Genomic DNA, 21,423 nt, shown 5'->3' with positions numbered 1-21,423 from the left:
AAGCGGGGAAAAGAGGGGCGGGGGGAAGGGGGGAGAGGAGGAAGGAGGAACGGGCGGCGCGCGATCCCTCCCATCAGGGGAGGGTCCGGCGAAGCCGGGGGAGGGGTCGTGTTTGTGGGCGGGGGAGGGTGGGTTTTGGCGGGAGGATGCAGTGGGGGTGGGACGATGAAGGAAAAAGACGACCCCTTCCGGCGCTTCGCGCCACCTTCCCCTGAGGGGAAGGATGGTGACCGGCGCCTCGCTCTCTACTTGGGGGAGGGGAAGAATGGTGGTCGGCGCTTCGCTCTCCGTTTGGGGGAGGTGCGGGTGCTCGCTGGGTCGTGTCCAGGTCCGAAAGCGTTCGGCTGCCGCTGAACGTCCGGCTGGTCCGATCATCCGAAAGGCGCATTTGTGCATTGCACAAAAATTCTTGACGGTTTCGCGGCATTGCTTATACTGCCAGCACTTCCCGACCGGTGCTGCTCACGGAAATGGCATCCGTCGCACGTGTCCGGGAGCCACAACTAACTTTCGGGTGACGACATGGCGAACGGCTACGAAGACGTGCAGAAGCTCATGAAGGACAACATGGAGACCGCCCTGAAGTCGGCCGGCGTGGTGTCCAAGGGCTTCCAGGCGATCGCCGTCGAGGCGACCGACTACTCCAAGAAGTCCGTCGAGGATTTCAGCAAGCACGGCGAGAAGCTGATGAGCGCCAAGTCGCTCGACGCCGTGGTCGAGATCCAGACCGAGTTCCTGAAGAAGGCCTATGAAGAGGCCGTCAGCCAGGCCACCAAGTTCACCGAGCTCTACATGGACCTCGCCAAGGAAATGGCGAAGCCCTACGAGGCCTTCGGCGCCAAGTTCGCCAAGTGACCTGAGCGCGCAGAGCCGGCGAGGCCCGCCGCGGCGTCCGACGGGACGGTCGCGAAGGCCCGATCGGCGGTGCGCTCCAGAGACATCACGGCATAGTGAGAAGGCCCGGCGCAACGCGCCGGGCCTTTTTCCGTTCCGTGCGTTTCGTGCGCGGATGCAAGGCATCCTGTCGCAATGCGGATAAACTTCTCGGCTTCACAAAACCGTCCGGACGTGTTCGACTCTCCCTTATGACGACCCGCCGCCGACCTGTTTTGGAACGTGAGGCAGCCCTATATGGGGTTCAGCCGGTGAGGCTCGGATCGGCCCGAGCCGCCGGCTTCGGTGTTCCCGACGGGGTCGCACTCCGCTGGTCGCAGCGCCCGGTTTGGCCGGACGGTGCGAGGGGCGGAGAAGGCGGACGGCCGGGTCACCCGATGAGACAGGCCTCTGATCCACGATGAGCAAAGACCCGCGCCGGAATGACAGTGACGACAACGACAACGGCACCGGCGTCGTAACGAAGACGCGGCCGAAGACCAAACGGCCGAGCATGTACCGCGTGCTCATCCTGAACGACGACTACACCCCCATGGAGTTCGTCGTTCACGTCCTGGAACGCTTCTTCAACAAGGGCCGGGAGGAAGCGACCCGGATCATGCTCCACGTCCATCACCACGGCGTCGGGGAGTGCGGGATCTACACCTATGAAGTGGCCGAGACCAAGGTTACCCAGGTGATGGATTTCGCCCGACGTCATCAGCACCCCTTGCAGTGCGTCATGGAAAAGAAGTGAGGTACGCCCGTGCCGTCATTCTCACGTAGCCTCGAGAAGGCCCTGCACCAGGCCCTCGCCCTGGCCAACGAGCGGCGCCAGGAATATGCGACGCTCGAACATCTGCTGCTGGCCCTGATCGAGGACCAGGACGCGGCCGCCGTCATGCGGGCGTGCAACGTCGACCTCGATCTCCTGCGGCGGAACCTGGTGGAATACGTCGACACCGAACTCGACAACCTCGTCACCGAACTCGGCGAGGAGTCCAAGCCGACCGCCGGCTTCCAGCGCGTGATCCAGCGCGCGGTCATCCACGTCCAGTCGTCGGGCCGCGACGAGGTGACGGGCGCGAACGTGCTCGTCGCCATCTTCGCCGAGCGCGAGTCCCATGCGGCGTTCTTCCTGCAGGAGCAGGACATGACCCGCTACGACGCGGTCAACTACATCAGCCACGGCATCGCCAAGCGCGCCGGCATGTCCGACAGCCGCCCCGCCCGGGGCGCCGAAGAGGACGCGGCCGCGACCGAGGGTCCGGGCGGCGAGAAGAAGAAGAGCGACGCGCTGGAGGCCTACTGCGTCAACCTCAACGAGAAGGCCAAGAAGGGCAAGATCGACCCGCTCATCGGCCGCGCCGACGAGATCAACCGGACGATCCAGGTCCTCTGCCGCCGGTCGAAGAACAACCCGCTCTACGTGGGCGACCCGGGCGTCGGCAAGACGGCAATCGCCGAGGGCCTCGCCAAGCGCATCGTCGAGGGCGACGTGCCGGAAGTCCTGATGGGCTCGACCATCTTCGCACTCGACATGGGCGCGCTCTTGGCCGGCACCCGCTATCGCGGCGACTTCGAGGAGCGCCTGAAGCAGGTGGTCAAGGAGATCGAGAACTATCCCGGCGCGGTGATGTTCATCGACGAGATCCACACGGTGATCGGCGCGGGCGCCACCTCCGGCGGCGCCATGGACGCGTCGAACCTCCTGAAGCCGGCGCTCGCCTCCGGGACGCTGCGCTGCGTGGGCTCGACCACCTACAAGGAATATCGCCAGTTCTTCGAGAAGGACCGGGCCCTCGTCCGGCGCTTCCAGAAGATCGACGTGAACGAGCCGACCATCCCGGACGCGATCGAGATCCTGAAGGGGCTGAAGCCCTATTTCGAGGACTATCACCGCGTGCGCTACACCAACGACGCAATCAAGGCGGCGGTGGAGCTGTCGGCCCGCTACATCAACGACCGCAAGCTGCCGGACAAGGCGATCGACGTGATCGACGAGACCGGCGCCTCGCAGATGCTGCTGCCTGAGAACCGGCGCAAGAAGACCATCGGCGTGAAGGAGATCGAGAACACGATCGCCACCATGGCCCGCATCCCGCCCAAGAGCGTGTCGAAGGACGACGCCGAGGTGCTGGAGCACCTGGAGGAGAGCCTGAAGCGCGTGGTCTACGGCCAGGAGAAGGCGATCCAGGTGCTGTCGTCGGCCATCAAGCTGGCGCGGGCTGGCCTGCGCGAGCCGGAGAAGCCGATCGGCAACTACCTGTTCTCCGGCCCGACGGGCGTCGGTAAGACCGAGGTGGCCCGCCAGCTGGCGGCCGTGCTCGGGGTGAAGATGATCCGCTTCGACATGTCGGAGTACATGGAGCGCCACACGGTGAGCCGCCTGATCGGCGCGCCTCCGGGCTACGTGGGCTTCGACCAGGGCGGCCTGCTGACCGACGGCGTCGACCAGCATCCGCACTGCGTGCTCCTGCTGGACGAGATCGAGAAGGCCCATCCGGACCTCTTCAACATCCTCCTGCAGGTGATGGACCACGGCAAGCTGACCGACCACAACGGCAAGCAGGTCGACTTCCGCAACGTGATCCTGATCATGACCACGAACGCGGGCGCGGCCGACCTCGCCAAGGCGGCGGTGGGCTTCACCCGGTCCAAGCGCGAGGGTGACGACGAGGAGGCGATCAACCGCCTGTTCACGCCGGAATTCCGCAACCGGCTGGACGCCATCATCCCGTTCGGCGCGCTGCCGGCCGAGGTGGTCCGTTCGGTGGTGCAGAAGTTCGTGATGCAGCTGGAGGCCCAGCTCGCCGACCGGAACGTCACCTTCGAGCTGACCGACGAGGCGATCGACTGGCTGGCGGTGAAGGGCTACGACGAGCGCATGGGCGCCCGCCCGCTCGGCCGCGTGATCCAGGAGTACATCAAGCGTCCGCTGGCGGACGCCGTGCTCTTCGGCGTGCTGAAGAAGGGCGGCACAGTGAAGGTGTCGGTGGAGACGAAGGAGGACGGCGAGACCGGCCTGAAGCTCGACTCCATCCCGGATCCGGCGCTGAAGCGGAAGGTGGAAGGCGAGGAGGCGGCCGAGGAGAAGAAGGCCACCCGTCGCCCGCCGAAGAAGCCCGGCAAGCCGGCCGCCAACGGCGGTCCGGGGACCAGCGACGGCGGCGACAAGCCCCGCCGCAGCCTGGTGCCGAAGGTGCCGCTGAAGACGCCCTGACGGCTGTGAGACGATCGACATGGAGGCACCCGCGGAGAGATCCGCGGGTGCTTTCGTTTGTGGGGGAGAGCGTGGGTGGTCGGTGGAGGAAGAGGGGAAGAGGGGAAGAGGGGAGGAATGCGTGGGTGGTCCGCGTGCGCGGACCATGACGGTCGGAAGGGGGGAAGAGGGGAAGGAATGCGTGGGTGGTCCGCGAGCGCGGACCATGACGGTCGGAGGAGGAGAAGAGGGGAAGGAATGCGTGGGTGGTCCGCGTGCGCGGACCATGACGGTCGGAGGAGGGGAGGAGGGGATGGCGCGTCGGCCGGATTCAGTCTCGCGTGTACCGGGCCTGCTCGACGGAGCGGCGGGTTTCGACGATGGCGCGGGCGGTTTCCTCCGGGAGGCCGGCGGCGGCGAGGACGGCTTCGCCGAGCTGGAGACTGGCTTCGATGGTCTCGGGCACGGCCTTGGTGGCGCCGTGCTCGACGAGGCGGAGCGCGTGGGTGGCGTCGCGGGCGCGGACGTAGATCGGGAGGGTCGGCTGGGCTTGGCGGACCGCCTTGACGATGCGCTCGGCGGCGGCGGCGCTGTCCATGGTGACCACGAAGGCGCTGGCTTCGGAAATGCCGACCTTCTCCAGGATCTCCGGCCGGCTGGCGTCGCCCACGTAGACGGCGGCGCCGGCGCGCCGATAGGCGGCGACAAGACGGGAGTCCATGTCGAGGCCGATGTGGGGGACGGCCTGCTCGTCGAGAAGCGAGCCGAGGAGCTGGCCGACGCGCCCGTAGCCGGCGACCACCACGTGGCGCTTGAGGTCGGCCGGCACGGCCTCCGGCCCGTCCGGCGCGGCGACCCGTTCGCGGGCCTGGAGGCGGAGGGCGATCTCGCGGCCGAGGCGCGCCATGAGCGGCGTGAGGATCATGGAGAGGCCGGTGACCACCAGCATGTATTGGGCGGTTTCGGCCGGGATGACGGCGCCGGCGACCGCGAGGGCGATGACCACGAAGGCGAACTCGCCCGCCTGGCCGAGCAGGATGGCGGTTTCGGCGGCGACCGGCACGGGCAGGCGGAAGGCGACGCCGATGGCGAACAGGATGGCGGCCTTGAAGACGAACAGGCCGACCACGCCCATCAGCGCTCGCCACGGGTCGGCGGCGACGACGCCGGGGTCGATGCCCATGCCGATGGAGAGGAAGAAGACGCCGAGGAGGAGGCCCTTGAAGGGCTCCACGTCCACCTCGATCTGGTGCCGGTACTCGGTGTCGGCGAGGAGCAGGCCGGCGAGGAAGGCCCCGAGCGCCATGGAGAGCCCGGCGGCCGCGGTGACGGCCGAGGTGCCGACCACGGTGAGGAGCACGGTCGCCATGAAGAGCTCCCGGCTGCCGGTGGCGCCGACGAGGCGGAACAGCGGGCGGACGAGAACGCGGCCCGCGACGGCGATGACGGCGATGACGCCGGCGGCCTCGACGATCGCCGTCAGGAAGGCCTGGACGGGCGAGTCCGTGGCTTCGGACCCGAACATGCCCACGAGGAAGAGGATCGGGACGACCGCCAGGTCCTGCAGCAGGAGGACCGCGAAGGCGGCCCGGCCGGCCGGCGAGCCGAGCCGGCGGCCCTCGGTGAGGAGCTGCATCACGATGGCGGTGGACGAGAGCGCGAGGCAGAGGCCGAGCACCATGCTGGACGGCAGGTCGTTGCCGTAGAGGAGCGCGATGCCACCGATGACGAGGGCCGTCACCGACACCTGGGCGCCGCCGAAGCCGAACACCAGACGGCGCATGGCGAGGAGGCGCTGCACCGACAGCTCAAGGCCGATCACGAACAGGAGGAGGACGACGCCGAGCTCGGCGAGAAGGTGGATGGTCCGGCTCTCCTCGATGGCGATGAGGCCTAGGACCGGGTTCGTCTCGGCGAAATGGCCGGCCCCGTGCGGACCGATCAGAAGGCCGATGAGGAGGAAGCCGAGGACAGGGCTGACGCGGAAGCGCTGCGCGATCGGCACGACAAGCCCGGCGGCGGCCAGGAACACGATGAGCTCGCGAAGGTCTAGGCTGTCCGGATGCAACGCGGGTCGGTCCTTTCTGTCGGGCGGCGGGCCTCGCGCGGGGGGCGCGCCGGCCCGGGCGGACGGGCGGCGCCGAATCCGCCCGACGCGCGCGGAGCGCCGGCCAACCATGCCGCCCGGCCGGGGTGAAATCCATGGCGGTGTAGGCTACTTCTCGGGTCGGGATGATTCTTTTCAGCCAGGCCCGGGGAGGGGCTTTCATGCGGTGTCCCTACTGCGGCGGTGACGATACCCAGGTGAAGGACAGCCGGCCGACCGAGGACGGCAGCGCCATCCGGCGGCGGCGCGTCTGCTCGGCGTGCGGCGGGCGGTTCACAACATTCGAGCGGATCCAGCTGCGCGAGCTGACGGTGCTGAAGCGGAGCGGCCGGAGGGTCCCGTTCGACCGGGACAAGCTGGTGCGGTCGGTCTCGGTGGCGCTGCGCAAGCGGCCGGTGGAGCCGGAGCGGATCGAGCGGATGGTGAGCGGCATCGTGCGCCAGCTGGAAAGCACGGGCGAGTCGGAGGTGCCGGCCGAACAGATCGGCCAGCTGGTCATGGAGGGGCTGAAGGGCCTCGACGACGTGGCCTACGTGCGCTTCGCCTCCGTGTACCGGAACTTCCGAGAGGCCAAGGACTTCGAGGCGGTCCTGGGCGAACTGTCGTCAGACCCCGCGCCGGAGTGAGCAGCGGCATTTCCGGTGTTGTCGCCGGGGCTTCGCCGTGGCAGGACACCGACACATACCTCATCCGCCAGGACGTCCGCCCATGAACCGGCCGGAGCGAACCACCAGTCCCGCCATGCCGCCCGCCCCCGTCGATCCGGAGCTGGACCGCCGCTTCATGGCGGCGGCGCTCGCGCTCGGGCGGCGGAACAACGGGGTGGCGTGGCCGAACCCGTCGGTCGGCGCGATCCTGGTGCGGTTCGAGGCGGACGGGCCGGTGGTGGTGGGGCGCGGCACCACGGCGCCGGGCGGGCGGCCCCACGCGGAGGTCGTGGCGCTGAGGCAGGCCGGGCCGAGGGCGCAAGGGGCCACCGCCTACGTGACGCTGGAGCCCTGCTCGCACCACGGCCGCACGCCGCCCTGTTCGGAGGCGCTGATCCGGGCGGGGGTGGCGCGGGTGGTGACGGGGATCGAGGACCCGGACCCGCGCGTGGCCGGGCGCGGCCACGAGCTGCTGCGCCGGGCCGGAATCGCGGTGCGCTGCGGCGTGTGCGAGGCGGAAGCGGCCTTCGATCTCGCGGGGCACGTCTGCCGGGTGCGCCACCAGCGGCCGCGGGTTATGCTGAAGCTGGCGCTTTCGGCCGACCATTGCATCGGCCGGGACGGGGAGGGGCAGATCGCCATCTCCGGGCCGCAGTCGCGCGCCTACGCCCACGCGCTCCGGGCGGAGAACGACGCCATCCTGGTGGGGGTGGGGACGGTGCTGGCCGACGACCCGGAACTGACCTGCCGGCTGCCCGGCCTGATGGAGCGCTCGCCAGTGCGGGTGGTGCTCGACTCCGCCGCGCGCACGCCGCTGTCGTCCAAGGTGGTGCGGACCGCCGAGACCGTGCCGACGTGGCTGTTCGTCGCGCCGGAGGCGGACGAGCCCGCCCTCCAGGCGCTCGACGCGGCCGGCGTGACGGTGGCCTTCGCGGAGCGCGACCGCAGCGGCGGGCTCGACATGGACGACGTTCTGTTCCAGCTCGCCCAGCGCGGCATCACGCGGCTGATGGTGGAAGGGGGCTCCACCGTGGCGCGCCGGCTGATCGAGGCCGATCTCGTGGACGAGGTGCACCTCGTGTTCGGAAACCTGGTGATCGGGGAGGGCGGCGTACCGGCCCTCGCCGGGCTGCCGGTGGACAGCCTCGTCCACAGCCCCATCTTTCGCGTCCACGCCCGCCGCATGCTGGGCGGCGACACGCTCATCCATCTCGTCCGCAGGGAAGACACCTGACATGTTCACCGGGATCATCACCGACGTCGGCGAGGTCGTGGCCGTGCGGCCGCGCGAGACCGGCGTGAGCCTCGACATCGCCACCGTCTACGAGCCGGACGGCATCGCGCTCGGCGCCTCCATCGCGTGCTCGGGGGCGTGCCTGACCGTGGTGGACAAGGGGCGCACCGACGGGCGCAACTGGTTCCAGGTGGAGGCGTCCATCGAGACGCTGGACAAGACCACGCTCGGCGCGTGGACGCCGGGCACGCGGATCAACCTGGAGCGGGCGCTGAAGATCGGCGACGAACTGGGCGGCCACATCGTGACCGGCCACGTGGACGGGATGGCCGAGCTGATCGCGCGCGAGAACGTGGCCGACATGGCCAAGCTCACCTTCCGGGTGCCGCGCCCGCTGGCGCGCTTCATCGCCCAGAAGGGCTCGGTCACCCTGGACGGCACGTCGCTGACGGTGAACGACGTGGACGGGGACGTGTTCTCGGTCTTCCTGATCCCGCACACGCTGACGGTGACCACCTGGGGGACGAGCGCCGTCGGCGACCGGATCAACCTGGAGGTGGACATGATGGCGCGCTACGTCGCCCGCCTGCAGGAAGCCGGCTGACCGTCCCGATGGCAAGCCTGTCTCCCGGCCCGATCACCGACCGCCCGTCGCCCAACCACGGACCGCGCCCGGACGGCGTGGCGGTGGACACGCTGGTGCTGCACTACACCGGCATGCCGGACGCCGACCAGGCGCTCGCCTGGTTGTGCGACGGGCGCAGCCAGGTGTCCTGCCACTGGTATGTGCACGAGGACGGCCGGATCGTGCGGCTGGTGGACGAGGACCGGCGGGCCTGGCACGCGGGCGTGTCGTCCTGGCGGGGCGCGGCGGACGTGAACTCGCGCTCGATCGGCATCGAGATCGCCAACCCGGGGCACCAGTGGGGCTACCGGGCCTTCCCGGACCGGCAGATCGAGGCGGTGACGGACCTCTGCCTCGCCATCCTGGACCGGCACCCGATCCCGCCGCGGAACGTGGTCGCCCATGCGGACGTGGCGCCGACCCGCAAGGAGGATCCGGGCGAACTCTTCCCGTGGGGGCGGCTCGCCGCCGCCGGCGTCGGCCACCACGTGGCGCCGTCGACGGCGAAGGGCGGGCGCTACTTTCAGCGCGGCGACGCGGGCCAGCCGATCGAGGCGCTGCAGTCAATGCTCGGCATCTACGGCTACGAGGTGCCGATCAGCGGCACCTTCTGCGACCAGACGGCCGCCGTGGTGACGGCGTTCCAGCGCCATTTCCGGCCGGAGCGGGTGGACGGGGTGGCGGACGTTTCGACCATCGAGACGCTGCACCGGCTGCTGAAGGCGCTGCCGAGCCTCGCGTAGATTGACGTGTCGGCGGCGCGTTTTCCCGGCGGGATTGCCGGGTGCGGCCGTCGCGCGCACCGATTTCCTCGGAATCGCCACAGTCGGGCCAACATGTCGCCCGATCCCGGCGTAATATGCCCGCCCCCGTTTGAGTATTGATTAGATTTAGTTTATCCAATACGGGTAAGTTTTGTCCCATACTGGGATCGGCCAAATTCTGCCTCATTGAGACGCGAAGAAGAGCCCATCAAGACTTAACGATAGACAGGCTGATGGGCATGATTGAACTGATGAGCGGGCGCAGTGCGCTGCTTGCCGCTGCGATGATCGCGGCTATTGCAACCAACACCAACGAGACCTTGGCCGCTCCCGAAGCCGCCGCCAAGGAGACCACGCAGGTCGCCGAGGCCAAGCCGGCCGACGACGAGCCGAAGAGCCTTCTCGACATGCTGCGTCGTGCCTCGCGCAGCAACGAGGAGCCCGCGCCCCCGGTGGAGACCGCCACCGAGAAGGCCGCCGCGCCGAGCGCGAGCAGCACCGCGCCGACCGAAATCCGCGCTCTGATCCAGAAACACGCGAAGGCCCACGGGGTTCCCGTCGAACTCGCCGAGGCCGTCGTCCACGTGGAAAGCCGCTTCAACCCCCGCGCCCGCGGCCGGGCCGGCGAAGTGGGCCTCATGCAGATCAAGCCCGCCACCGCGCGCGGCATCGGCTACTCGGGCACCACGAAGGATCTCTACGATCCCGACACCAACATCCGCTGGGGCATGCTCTATCTCGCCAAGGCCTACCAGATGGCCGGCGGCGACACCTGCGGCACCATCCTGCGCTACAACGGCGGCCACGCGGCCAAGCGCATGACCAAGGGCGTCCGCGCCTACTGCTCCAAGGTCAACCGCTACGTCGCCTCGCTCTGAGGCGATCTCGGCCGGCGCGCGCGGGGGCATCCCGTGCGGCGCCGGTCCGCCTGCCGGGTGCGGGCTTACCGATCTTTCAAGAGAGCGATGCCTCCGTTCCCGTCGGAGGCCGAAACGGTGCGCGGCATGGCCGAGCCTTGCTGCCCATGCGGAAAGCGCCGGGCGCATGAAGAGCGAGCCTTCGCTGCTCGGCTCCGCCGCCCTTGACCCGCCGTTCCCCCCGTGCCACATCCCGCCCGCCAGCCGGTTGGACGGCCGCTCGGGCAAGGCGCGAAAGCGCGCCCGGGAGGAAAGTCCGGGCTCCACGGAAACACGGTGCCGGGTAACGCCCGGCGGGGGCGACCCTAGGGAAAGTGCCACAGAAAACAGACCGCCCCGGCATGCCGGGGTAAGGGTGAAACGGTGGGGTAAGAGCCCACCGCGGGACCGGTAACGGAACCGGCACGGCAAACCCCACCGGGAGCAAGACCGAATAGGGGCGGCGCGGGGATCTCCCCAGCTCGTTTCCGAGCCAGCCGCCCGGGTAGGTTGCGCGAGGCGTCCGGCGACGGGCGTCCCAGATGAATGGTCGTCAGGCGGGCAACCGCTTACAGAACCCGGCTTACAGACCGGCTGGCATCTCTGTTTCGATGAAAAGACACGCGCCGTCGCGCCGGTCGCCGTTGTTGGGCGCGCGGTCGACGGCGCGCGCCTGTGCAGGGGGAATGCGTGGGTGGTCCGCGTTCGCGGACCATGACGGGGGAGGCGGTGGCGGGGGGTGGTGTGAGATCGGTGAAGGGGTGGCGGTCGCGCGGTGTTTGGGGCGGCGGTCGCTTGTTGTTAGGGCGGCGATCGTCGGTTGTTTGCGGTCGCGCTCGATCGATCGTCATGGTCCGGTTCATCCGGACCACCCACGCATTTCGTGAGCGCGGGCCAATGCGCGGGTGGTCCGCGTTCGCGGACCATGACGGGAGAGGGGGTGGCGGGGGGTGGTGCGGATCGGTGAAGGGGCGGCGCTCGCCTCAGATCTCGTGGGGGAGGCGGGCGTTTGGGATGAGGGGGACGTGGGGGCCGGCGCCGGGGGCGAGTTTGCCGAGGAGGCGGGGGTCGTCGAAGACCTCGATGGCGCGGGCGAAGGGCGTGAAGCCCATCACCATGTAGAAGGGCAGGGCCTGCGGGCTGTCGAAGTGGCAGGTGTGGAGCCAGAGGCGGATCACGCCAGGTTGGGCGAAGGCGATGGCGATGGCCTCGTCCATGAGCCAACCGCCGACGCCGGCGCCGATGGCGTCCGGCACGAGGCCGAAGAAGGCGATCTCCGGACGGTCCGGGTCGGTCACGTCCATCTCCAGAAGGCCCATGGCGCGGCCATCGAGGTCCGGCACGAAGGAGCGCGTGCCGGGCGCGTGGAGGCGCTTTTCCAGGTCCGCCTCGTCGATGAGCAGGCGGGACGTCCAGAGCCACTCCCAGCCGATCTCGGTGTAGAGCGCCTTGTAGACGGCGAGGTCCCAGCGCTCCACCGGACGGAGGGTGTAGCCGGGCGGGGCCTGGCGGCGAGGCCGGGCGGGCGGCTCGGTCATCTCCAGGAAGGTCACCAGGGTGGCGAGCTTGCCGGGCGGGAGGGGGTGATAGCCGTCGGTGAGGGGGGACATGATCGAACTCCTGGCGAACCGCGCCTGGAGGGGATCCCAGCAAGGTCCGGGCCGCAAGCGGTAACACGGCGCGCCGCCGTCTTCGAACCCCCGGCGCCGCCGGACGAGGGGCCGGGACCGCCGAGGGGCATGCGCGACGGCTCAGATCTCCTCGCGCCGATGGGTCTCGCCCACCGGAACGAAGAAGGGGGCCGGAAGGTCCAGCGTCAGGCGCGGATCGGCGGCAAGGCGCGTGTCGAGCTCGGCGAGCATGATCTTGGTCATGCGCGGCAGTTCCAGCTCCCCGGTCCTCGACAGCGGCACGAATCGGACGTCGGAGAGCTCGTTGTCGGGCGGCACCGGCGAGTCCGGTTCGGCCGCCACCGCGTCGTCGGCCCAGACCGCGAAGAAGCGGGCGTCGAATCGGCGCGGGCGTTTGACCGGCGTGATGGCGCGGCCGACCAGCCTGGCCATGGAGAGGTCGAGCCCGACGGCCCTGTCGACGAACGGTCGGAAGCCGTCCGGCGGGGCCTTGGCGAACGCACCGTCGCGGCGACCGATCAGGTAGCCGGTCTCCTCGGCGGTCTCGCGGAGGGCGGCGACGAGAAGGGCCCGGGCGCGGCGGCGCGACGGCTTCGGCCGCATGCGGTCGAGGAGCCGGTCGCGGAGGACGTCCGGCATCTCCACGGCGGCGGAGACGAGACCGTCGGTCGGATCGACGCGGCCGCCCGGGAACACGTAGGCGCCCGGGTTGAACGCGAGGTCGTCGCGCCGCTTGCCCATCAGCACCTGGACGCCGGAGGGGGTGCGGTCGAGGATCAGGAGGGTGGCCGCGTCCCGGGGGACGAGAGCCTTCTTCTTGGGGGGGACGGGTTTGGCGATCGTGAGTGCGACGTCAGCCGCCACGCTGGCCCTCCGGTATCGTCACGTGGGTCCGGTCGAGGTCGTCGGGTCCGGACGGGTGGAAGCCGTGCATGTAGGCCGCCCACTGCAGACCCACGACACCGCCCTTGATGGGTTGAAGGAGAAGGAGCGTCATCAGGACGGTGACCGGCAGCCAGATGGCCATCTGCACCCAGTCCTCCGGGGACCAGACCTGCTCCACCCACAGCACCGCCGGGATCACCACGTGACCCACGATGACGATGGTGATGTAGGGCGGCAGGTCGTCGGCCCGGTGATGAGAATACTCCTCGCCGCAGGCTTCGCAGCGGTCGACCACCTTGAGGTAGCGGCCGAACAGGCGACCCTTGCCGCAGTGGGGACAGCGCCCGGCGAGCCCTCGCCGGATCGATGTCCAGACGTCGCGCTTGGGCAGCACCACGGGGGTGTCCGTCCCTTGCCCGGCAGTCCATGTCTCAACCGCCATGATCGATCCTTTCGTCCGGTCCGACGCTTAGCCGGTCCGCCCGGTTCCCGCCACGGGACGTGCGGTCGCGGGGACGGGCTGTCCGCGTCGGTCGTTTCGCTGCCCGGTCAAGCCGGACGCGGCATTTGCGGTTCCGTCCAGGCGAGTGTGGGGAAGTCGAAGATCTGGCCGGTGCGGGTCGTCTCCGGGGACAGCGCCGCCACGATGTGCGGCGCAAGGTCCTCCGGCGTCTTCAGCGACAGCGGATCCTCGCCCGGCATGGCCTGGGCGCGCATCTTGGTGCGCAACGGGCCCGGGTTGAGGAGGTTGGCCGTGATGCCGAAGCTTTCCACCTCGGCCGCCCAGGTGCGCACCAGAGCCTCCAGGGCCGCCTTGGAGACGGAGTAGGGGCCCCAGTAGGCCCGGCACTTGTGGGCGGCGCCGGAGGAGACGAACAGGGTGCGCGGTGCGGCGGATCGGCGAAGCAGGGGATCGAGCGAGCGGATCAGGCGGTAGTTGGCGGTGACGTTGACGGCCATCACCTCCTCCCACTTGTTCGGCGGCACGTGACCGACCGGCGAAAGCGGGCCGAGAATGCCGGCGTTGGCCAGGAGGACGTCGAGGCGGCCCCAGCGCTCGAACAGGGCGGCGCCGAGACGATCGAGCGCGTCGAAGTCCGTCAGCGACATCGGCACCAGGGTGGCCGAGCCGCCGGCCGCCTGGATCTCGTCGTCGAGCTCGGACAGGCCGCCCTCGGTGCGGGCGACCGCCACCACGTGGTGGCCGGCCTCGGCGAGGGCGAGGGCGGCGGCGCGGCCGATGCCGCGCGACGCGCCGGTGACGAGGGCGATGCGTCTGTCGATCGTCTCGGACATCATGATCCGTCTGGCAAGGAGGAAGCCGGGGCGTCAGCGCGCCTCGGCAAGGAGCGTCAGCTGACGCACGGACGGCTCGCCCGCCTGGTCGGTGAGGACGGTCGGGTATTCGCCGGTGAAGCAGGCGTCGCAATACTGCGGGACGAGGTTGTCGCGCTTGGCCTGGCCGACGGCGCGGTAGAGGCCGTCGATGGACAGGAAGGCGAGGCTGTCCACGCCGATGTAGGAGGTCATCTCCTGGATCGACATGCGCGAGGCGAGGAGCTTGCCCTTCTCCGGCGTGTCGACGCCGTAGAAGCAGCTGTCGCGGGTCGGCGGCGAGGCGATGCGCATGTGCACCTCGGTGGCGCCGGCGTCGCGCATCATCTGGACGATCTTCACCGACGTGGTGCCGCGCACGATGGAATCGTCCACGAGCACGATGCGCTTGCCCTGGATCACCGAGCGGTTGGCGTTGTGCTTCAGCTTCACGCCCATGTGGCGGATCGAGTCGGTCGGCTCGATGAAGGTGCGGCCCACGTAATGGTTGCGGATGATGCCGAGGTCGAACGGCAGGCCCGCGGCCTCGGCGAAGCCGATGGCGGCCGGGGTGCCGGAGTCCGGCACCGGAATGACGATGTCGGCGGTGACGCCGCTCTCGCGGGCGAGCTCGGCGCCGATCCGCTTGCGCACCTCGTAGACCGACGTGCCGCTGAAGACGGAATCGGGCCGGGCGAAGTAGACGTATTCGAAGATGCAGAAGCGCGACGCAGTGCGGCCGAACGGCTTGATGCTCTCGATGCCGTCGTCGGTGATGATGACCATCTCGCCGGGCTCGATCTCGCGCACGAAGCGCGCGCCGATGATGTCGAGCGCGCAGGTCTCCGAGGCGAGCACCAGGGCCCCCTCCAGATCGCCGAGGATGAGCGGGCGGATGCCGAGCGGGTCGCGGCAGCCGATCATCTTCTTGTTGGAGATGCAGACGAGCGAATAGGCGCCCTCGACGCGCGACATGGCGTCCACCAGCCGGTCGACCAGGGCCACCTTGGGGCTGGTCGCCACCAGGTGCAGGATGGTCTCCGTGTCGGAGGTGGACTGGAAGATGGAGCCGCGCCGCTGCAGTTCCTTCTGCAGCGTCATGGCGTTGGTCAGGTTGCCGTTGTGCGCGATGGCGAAACCGCCGCCGGTGTACTGGGCGAACAGGGGCTGGACGTTGCGGATGCCGGAGCCGCCCGTGGTGGAATAGCGGGTGTGGCCGATGGCCCGGTCGCCCGGCAGGCGGGCGATGACCGAGGGCTTGGTGAAGTTGTCGCCGACGAGGCCGATGTGCCGCTCGGTGTAGAACTGCCGCCCGTCGAAGGAGCAGATGCCGGCCGCCTCCTGCCCGCGATGCTGCAGGGCGTGCAGGCCGAGGGCCGCGAGAGCGGCCGCGTTCTGGGCGCCGTACACCCCGAAGACGCCGCATTCCTCGTGGAATCGGTCGTCCTCACCCGCGTCGAACGGGTGCATCGTGAAGTCGTCCATGGCTCGTCTCCGGAGGCTCGCGGGCCCCTATATAGTCCGCCTGCGCCGGGATTCCTATGGCGTCCGCGTACGGGGTGACGCCTAGCCGGCGAAACGGTGAAGGCCCCGGGGGTGCGGGGCCTTGCCGTTCGTCACTGGTTGTTGGTGCCGGTCGACTGGATCAGCTGGTCGAGGCCGTCGCGCTCGCCCGACCGATAGGCCGGATCCGGCCGGCCCTCGCCGCCGTCCGGCGGCGGCGTGGAGCCGTCGTCCCGCTGCGGGTTCTGGAACTGCTCCAGGATGTCCTTCTCCGGATCCTCCGGCAGCGCCGCCAGCAACTGGTCGCCGATGGCGTTGAGGAGGGGCTTGGAGCGGGCGTCCACCACCCAGCCGGGCTGGCCACGCTCGTCGGGCATGAACCAGTTGAAGAAGAGCATGCCGACGACGACCAGCAGCAGGCCGCGGGCGGCGCCGAACACGAAGCCGAAGGTGCGGTCGATCGGGCCGATCCGGCTGTCGAGCACGAAGTCGGAGATGCGCATGGTGATGAAGGACACCACCATCAGGGTGAGCAGGAAGACGCCGCCGGCCGCGACCGCGATGGCGATCTGGCGCTGGGCCACGTGCTCCTGCACGAAGGGCAGCACGTCGTCGTAGAAGAAGAAGGCGGCCGCGGCGGCGGCGACCCAGGAGGCGATCGACAGCACTTCGCGCACGAAGCCGCGGATCATGGCGAGCATCGCCGAGATCAGCATGATGACGAGCAGGATCCCGTCGAGAAGTGTGATCGGCATCGTCAGCCATTCCCCGATGTCATCGAGCCCCCCGGAACCGGCCCACCGCTCGATCGCCTACCAACTCGTCCGCCCTCAGGCGCGCAGGGCGCGACCGTCCGACGCCTGGACCCGGGGGCGTCCGCCGCCGGCGATGCGGGCGACGAGATCCGCCAGTTCCGCCACTTCGCCGACGCCGATCCCCGCCATGGGCTCCTCGCCCGGACCGCCCTTGGGCGCGACCGCACGGGAGAACCCCAGCTTTTCGGCTTCTTTGAGGCGGCTGGACGCGTGCGCGACCGGCCGGACCGCACCGGACAGGCTGACTTCGCCGAAATAGACGCAATCCGGACCGAGAGCAACCCCGGCCAGGGAGGACACGAGGCTGGCCGCCACGGCGAGATCCGCCGCCGGCTCCTGGATGCGCAGGCCGCCGGCGACGTTGAGATACACGTCGTGCTGGCCGAACCGGATGCCGCAGTGGGCCTCCAGGACGGCGAGGATCATGGACAGGCGATTGCCGTCCCAGCCGACCACGGCGCGGCGCGGGGTGCCGAGGGAGGAGGGGGCGACCAGCGCCTGGACCTCGACGAGCACCGGCCGCGTGCCCTCCATCCCGGCGAAGACCGCGGCCCCGGGGGAGGACGCGTCGCGCGAACCCATGAAGAGTTCCGACGGGTTGGGCACCTCCTTGAGGCCGCGCCCTGTCATCTCGAACACGCCGATCTCGTCGGTCGGGCCGAAGCGGTTCTTCACGGCGCGAAGCACGCGGAAGTGGCGGGCGCCGTCGCCCTCGAAGTAGAGCACCGCGTCGACCATGTGCTCCACCACACGCGGCCCCGCGATGGTGCCTTCCTTGGTGACGTGGCCGACGAGCACCACCGTGGCGCCCGACTCCTTGGCGTAGCGGATCATCGCCTGGGCGGAGGTGCGAACCTGGGCGACGGTGCCGGGGGCCGAATCGACCACTTCGGTCCAGAGCGTCTGGATCGAGTCGATGATGACGAGGTGGGGCGGCGGGCCGTCCTGGAGCGTGGTGAGGATGTCTTCGACGCTGGTCTCGGCGGCGAGCGCCACCGGCGCGTCGGCGAGGCCGAGCCGCTCGGCGCGCAGGCGCACCTGGGCGACCGCCTCCTCGCCGGACACGTAGACGACGCGCGCGCCGGAGCGCGCGAGCGTGGCGGCGGCCTGGATGAGGAGCGTGGACTTGCCGATGCCTGGGTCGCCGCCGACGAGAAGCGCGGAGCCGCGCACGAATCCGCCGCCGGTGACCCGGTCCAGTTCCTCGATGCCGGTCGGCACCCGCGGCGCCTGATCGATGGCGCCGGACAGGGCGACGAGCGGGACGACCCGGCCCTTGCGCATGGGCCGGCCCTTCTGGCCGATGATGGCGCCGCCGATGCCGGAGCCGGCGGTCTCCTCCACGAAGGAATTCCACGAGCCGCACGATTCGCACTTGCCCGCCCACTTCGGCGAAGTGGCGCCGCAGGTCTGGCAGACGAAATGGGTAGAGCGCTTGGCCATGCGGGGATCTCGGGAAGGCAGTTGGTGCGGAGTATGGGGATCCGTTCCCGTTTTGTACAGGACATGGAACCGTTGATCTGCTGAAAAAGCGCGGATGGTCCGCCGGCGTGGACGTTGCGTCGAGATATGCGTGGGTGGGCCGCCCTCGCGGACCATGACGGGGCAAAGGGGCGAGCACCGGTGCGGCCCACGCGGCGATGGTCATGGTCCGCGAAGGTGGAGCATCCATGCATTCCAGGCCGTAGCCGCTCCCGTCGCCCTCTCCACACCACCCCGCTCTTCACCCGCCCACGTACCGCCGCTCGTAGCGGTCGCCGATGCCGGTGAGGAGTTCCCAGCCGATGGTGCCGGCGTGGCCGGCCACCTCGTCCACCGGGACGGTGCGGCCGAACAGCTCCACCCACCCGCCGCGGCGGCATAGTTCGGCCGGCGCGTCGGTGAGGTCGACGGCGAGCATGTCCATGGAGACGCGGCCGGCGAGGGGGACGCGCATGCCGCCGATGGCGGCGGAGGCGCCGGGCCCGGCATCCGACGCACCGGCGCGGCGGAGGTATCCGTCCGCGTAGCCGACCGACACGATGCCGATTCGGCTCGGCCGTTCGGCCCGGAAGGCGGCGCCGTAGCCGACGGCGGCCCCGGCGGGCACCTCGTTGACCTGGATGAGGCGACCCTCGAGGGTCGCGACCGGCTCGAGCGGCGGCCGGTCGGCGGCCCAGCGCGCGCCGTAGAGCGCGATGCCGGGGCGGACGAGGTCGTGGTGGACCTCCGGGCCGAGATCGACGCCGGCGGAGTTGGAGAGCGAACCGGGCACGCCGGGGAAGAGGGCGCGCACCTCGGTGAACCGGCGGATCTGCTCGGCGGTCAGCGGATGGCCCGGCGCGTCGGCGCAGGCGAGGTGGCTCATGACGAGCGCGGGCCGGAGCCGGGCGAGGAGGCCCGCGTCCGCCGCGACCGCCACGGCTTCGTCGCGGGTGAGGCCCAGCCGGTTCATGCCCGTGTCCACGTGGATCGCGGCGGGCTCGCCCGAGCCGCCGGTCTCGGCGAGCCAGGCGTCGACCTCGGCGCGGCTGCCGAGCACGGGCCGCAGCCGCGCGGCGGTGTAGACCGGGCCGGCCCCGTCGAAGAAGCCGTTGAGGACGTAGATGACCGCGTCGGGCAGGACGGCGCGCAAGCGTACGCCGCCACGGGGGAGGGCGACGAAGAAGGTGCGGCAGCCGGCGGCGTGGAGCGCCCGCGCGGCGGGCTCCAGCCCGATGCCGTAGGCGTCGCCCTTGACGACGGCGGCGGCCTCGGCGGCGCCGACCCGCGACCGGATCGTGCGCCAGTTGCCGACGAGCGCCGACAGATCGACGGTGAGCCGCCCGCCGGAGGGCAGGGCCGAGAGCGGAGGAAGCGTGTCCATGGCCGAACCTTAAGCGATTCCCGGTGGCGAGTCGCCGCGCCGGGGGAGCGGGGCAGGTCTGCGCCCGCGCGGAGCGCCCGATCTCGGTTGCCCGGAAGGTCGGGCCCGCACCGTAGGGTGGCGGGGGGTTGTGGAGGAGTGGCCGTTCACGCGCGTGTTCACCGAACCGTTCTTTGACAGGCGGACGCGGCCCGCTAGCCTTCGCGCCGGTTCGGGACACGATGCGGAGCGGACAGCATGCTGAAGGCGGGTTTGGCGACGGCCGTTGTGCTCGCGGCCGCTGGTGGCGGCGTCTTCTGGATGCTGACGGAGCCGGACCGGGTGGAGGCGGCGAGCCTGCCCGCCCACACGCCGGACGTCGCGAACGGCGAACTCGTCTTCCACGCCGGCGGCTGCGTGTCGTGCCACGCCGCCCCGAACGCGGAAGGCGAGGAGAAGCTGAAGCTCGCCGGCGGCCTGGAGCTGAACACGCCGTTCGGCCTCTTCCGGGTGCCGAACATCTCGCCGGACCCGGACACGGGAATCGGCGGCTGGACGGCGGGCGACCTCGTGAACGCCATGATGCACGGCACCTCGCCGGAGGGCGCCAGCTACTATCCGTCGTTCCCCTACACGTCCTACGCCCGCATGCGCGTGGAGGACGTGATCGACCTCAAGGCCTATCTCGACACCCTGCCGCCGGTGCGCAACGCCGTGGCCGACCACGACCTCGGCTTTCCCTATTCGATCCGCCGGGGCGTCGGCCTCTGGAAGCGCCTCTACGTGGATCCCTCGCCCGTGGTGGCCCTGCCGGCGGATGCTTCGGATGCGGTGCGGCGGGGGCAGTATCTCGTTGAGGGGCCGGGCCACTGCGGCGAATGCCACACGCCGCGCAACGCGATCGGCGGGCTCGATACCGCCCGCTGGCTCGCCGGCGCGGCAAATCCGGAGGGGAGGGGCGTGATTCCGAATCTGACGCCCCACGCCGAGGGGCTTGAGTCGTGGTCGGCGGACGACATCACCTACTCGCTGGAGAGCGGCTTCAAGCCCGACTACGACTCGTTCGGCGGCCAGATGGTGTCGGTGCAGGCCAACATGGCCGCCCTGCCGGCCGAGGACCGGGCGGCGATCGCCGCCTACCTGAAGGCGGTGCCGGCGCACCCGGACGCGGTGACGCGACCCGCCGCCGAGTGACCGCGCCGCGCGGCCCTCTCCCCTCCTCCAGGACGCACCGAACCACCCGCCGGCCGGTTTCCGCCGACGCGGATTCGCTCGTCGGTACGGGCCCCCGCGTTGCGAAGGCGCCGCCGCCCTGTCCCTTCCGGGCGACACAGGCCCTGGAAACCGACCGTGACGAGCTTCGCGCCACGTTCGCGGAGGCGCGGTGTTAACCCCGTGTTTACGAACGCATTTCGGGCACTAATGCGTCTCGTGATATATATGCAACAACGCATTCCAAACGGCCTCAAGTAGTCCGCCGAATATATGTTCGCTGTTGAATGGGTCGGGCCGATCGGTCAGTTTGACTGAGCGAGTTCGGAAGACACCGGGCTCACAAGCGCCCCACGCTCCGACTGTCTGGGGTGGCAGTCGAACGAAAGAGCGGAACGGCGACACAACAGAAATCGGCCCCGGTGACGGACGCCGCTGATGCCCGGAACGTCCAGGCGTCTGTCGGAACAAGGTTCGAGGGCTGGTTTCTCCTCTGGTTGACTTTGGAGGTCAGGAAATGAACATCAAGAGCATCCTGCTCGGCACCGCTGCCGGCCTGATGGTCGCGTCGGCCGCCCAGGCTGCGGACCTGCCGGGCGAGCCGGTTCCGGCCGCTGTGGACTATGTGAAGGTTTGCGACACCTTCGGCGCCGGCTTCTTCTACATTCCCGGCACCGAGACCTGCCTCGACATCTCCGGCCGCGTCCGCTTCCGCGTCACGGCCTTCGAGGCCGACCAGGACGGCGACGGCGACGACGACTTCAGCACCCAGTTCCGTGCTGACGCCCGCGTCGACTTCGACGCCCGCACCATGACCGAGTACGGCCAGCTCCGGTCGTTCTTCCGTCTGGCGACGGACAGCGAAGACTCCATCCTGGTGGAAGGCGCCTT

General features: G+C 69.9%; 19 protein-coding genes and 1 other RNA gene. 11 read left to right on the top strand and 9 right to left on the bottom strand.

Annotation, left to right across the window (positions count from 1 at the left end; all coding sequences use genetic code 11):
* The first annotated feature begins 522 nt into the window (after positions 1-522).
* The 3 genes from HND91_RS16870 to clpA all read left to right on the top strand — a co-directional run bounded on the left by HND91_RS16870 (position 523) and on the right by clpA (position 4,096).
* On the top strand, positions 523-855 hold the full coding sequence (locus HND91_RS16870) for a phasin family protein (protein ID WP_181707776.1): 333 nt from the start codon (positions 523-525) through the stop codon (positions 853-855).
* A 439-nt stretch (positions 856-1,294) separates the two neighbouring features.
* The gene (gene clpS / locus HND91_RS16865; RefSeq protein WP_181707775.1) at positions 1,295-1,630 is read left to right on the top strand and encodes an ATP-dependent Clp protease adapter ClpS; all 336 of its coding nucleotides are present in this window, start codon (positions 1,295-1,297) and stop codon (positions 1,628-1,630) included.
* Between the two features lie 9 nt (positions 1,631-1,639).
* Positions 1,640-4,096, top strand: a complete 2,457-nt coding sequence (clpA, locus tag HND91_RS16860; RefSeq protein ID WP_181707774.1) for an ATP-dependent Clp protease ATP-binding subunit ClpA — start codon at positions 1,640-1,642, stop codon at positions 4,094-4,096.
* Between the two features lie 310 nt (positions 4,097-4,406).
* Here the strand turns inward: clpA and HND91_RS16855 are convergent, their stop codons facing one another.
* Positions 4,407-6,143 carry a cation:proton antiporter domain-containing protein gene (locus tag HND91_RS16855; RefSeq protein ID WP_181707773.1) on the bottom strand — a complete coding sequence of 579 codons (1,737 nt, stop codon included), beginning with the start codon at positions 6,141-6,143 and terminating at the stop codon, positions 4,407-4,409.
* Between the two features lie 200 nt (positions 6,144-6,343).
* Here HND91_RS16855 and nrdR point away from each other — a divergent pair, with 200 nt between their 5' ends.
* The 6 genes from nrdR to rnpB all read left to right on the top strand — a co-directional run bounded on the left by nrdR (position 6,344) and on the right by rnpB (position 10,950).
* On the top strand, positions 6,344-6,808 hold the full coding sequence (gene nrdR / locus HND91_RS16850; protein WP_181707772.1) for a transcriptional regulator NrdR: 465 nt from the start codon (positions 6,344-6,346) through the stop codon (positions 6,806-6,808).
* 82 nt (positions 6,809-6,890) lie between these two features.
* Positions 6,891-8,063 (top strand): bifunctional diaminohydroxyphosphoribosylaminopyrimidine deaminase/5-amino-6-(5-phosphoribosylamino)uracil reductase RibD, encoded by a 1,173-nt coding sequence (gene ribD / locus HND91_RS16845; protein WP_246329539.1) that lies wholly within the window; start codon positions 6,891-6,893, stop codon positions 8,061-8,063.
* Between the two features lies 1 nt (position 8,064).
* Positions 8,065-8,667 (top strand): riboflavin synthase, encoded by a 603-nt coding sequence (locus HND91_RS16840; RefSeq protein WP_181707771.1) that lies wholly within the window; start codon positions 8,065-8,067, stop codon positions 8,665-8,667.
* A gap of 8 nt (positions 8,668-8,675) precedes the next feature.
* The gene (locus tag HND91_RS16835) at positions 8,676-9,431 is read left to right on the top strand and encodes an N-acetylmuramoyl-L-alanine amidase (RefSeq protein ID WP_181707770.1); all 756 of its coding nucleotides are present in this window, start codon (positions 8,676-8,678) and stop codon (positions 9,429-9,431) included.
* Between the two features lie 254 nt (positions 9,432-9,685).
* On the top strand, positions 9,686-10,330 hold the full coding sequence (locus HND91_RS16830) for a lytic transglycosylase domain-containing protein (protein ID WP_425485476.1): 645 nt from the start codon (positions 9,686-9,688) through the stop codon (positions 10,328-10,330).
* 239 nt (positions 10,331-10,569) lie between these two features.
* Positions 10,570-10,950, top strand: an RNA gene (rnpB, locus tag HND91_RS16825) — RNase P RNA component class A.
* Positions 10,951-11,331: 381 nt separating this feature from the next.
* Here the strand turns inward: rnpB and HND91_RS16820 are convergent.
* The 8 genes from HND91_RS16820 to alr form a co-directional block, all read right to left on the bottom strand.
* Entirely contained in the window at positions 11,332-11,958 is a 627-nt protein-coding gene (locus HND91_RS16820; protein ID WP_181707769.1) for a GNAT family N-acetyltransferase, read from the bottom strand.
* A 141-nt stretch (positions 11,959-12,099) separates the two neighbouring features.
* The gene (locus HND91_RS16815; protein WP_181707768.1) at positions 12,100-12,843 is read right to left on the bottom strand and encodes an NUDIX hydrolase; all 744 of its coding nucleotides are present in this window, start codon (positions 12,841-12,843) and stop codon (positions 12,100-12,102) included.
* Positions 12,833-13,306, bottom strand: coding sequence for a DUF983 domain-containing protein (locus HND91_RS16810; protein WP_181707767.1), 474 nt, complete (start codon positions 13,304-13,306; stop codon positions 12,833-12,835). The genes HND91_RS16815 and HND91_RS16810 overlap by 11 nt, the downstream gene beginning before the upstream one ends.
* A 107-nt stretch (positions 13,307-13,413) precedes the next feature.
* Positions 13,414-14,163 (bottom strand): SDR family NAD(P)-dependent oxidoreductase, encoded by a 750-nt coding sequence (locus HND91_RS16805; RefSeq protein WP_181707766.1) that lies wholly within the window; start codon positions 14,161-14,163, stop codon positions 13,414-13,416.
* 30 nt (positions 14,164-14,193) lie between these two features.
* Positions 14,194-15,663, bottom strand: a complete 1,470-nt coding sequence (purF, locus tag HND91_RS16800; protein WP_181707765.1) for an amidophosphoribosyltransferase — start codon at positions 15,661-15,663, stop codon at positions 14,194-14,196.
* Between the two features lie 131 nt (positions 15,664-15,794).
* Positions 15,795-16,436: a CvpA family protein gene (locus tag HND91_RS16795; protein WP_181707764.1), complete on the bottom strand. Its 642-nt coding sequence runs from the start codon at positions 16,434-16,436 to the stop codon at positions 15,795-15,797.
* Between the two features lie 75 nt (positions 16,437-16,511).
* The gene (radA, locus tag HND91_RS16790; RefSeq protein ID WP_181707763.1) at positions 16,512-17,939 is read right to left on the bottom strand and encodes a DNA repair protein RadA; all 1,428 of its coding nucleotides are present in this window, start codon (positions 17,937-17,939) and stop codon (positions 16,512-16,514) included.
* A gap of 280 nt (positions 17,940-18,219) precedes the next feature.
* Positions 18,220-19,341, bottom strand: a complete 1,122-nt coding sequence (gene alr / locus HND91_RS16785) for an alanine racemase (RefSeq protein WP_181707762.1) — start codon at positions 19,339-19,341, stop codon at positions 18,220-18,222.
* Positions 19,342-19,578: 237 nt separating this feature from the next.
* On the opposite strand from alr, the gene HND91_RS16780 reads away from it, so the two are divergent.
* Both HND91_RS16780 and HND91_RS16775 read left to right on the top strand, forming a co-directional pair.
* Positions 19,579-20,514, top strand: a complete 936-nt coding sequence (locus HND91_RS16780; RefSeq protein ID WP_181707761.1) for a c-type cytochrome — start codon at positions 19,579-19,581, stop codon at positions 20,512-20,514.
* Between the two features lie 535 nt (positions 20,515-21,049).
* Positions 21,050-21,423: porin (locus HND91_RS16775; RefSeq protein WP_181707760.1), on the top strand; the 374-nt coding region annotated here is incomplete at its 3' end.

Source organism: Chthonobacter rhizosphaerae (genome assembly GCF_013839525.1).
Lineage (GTDB): Bacteria > Pseudomonadota > Alphaproteobacteria > Rhizobiales > Pleomorphomonadaceae > Chthonobacter > Chthonobacter rhizosphaerae.
Note: the sequence above shows the minus strand (reverse complement) of the source record. Positions and strands in the feature narration are given on the sequence as shown.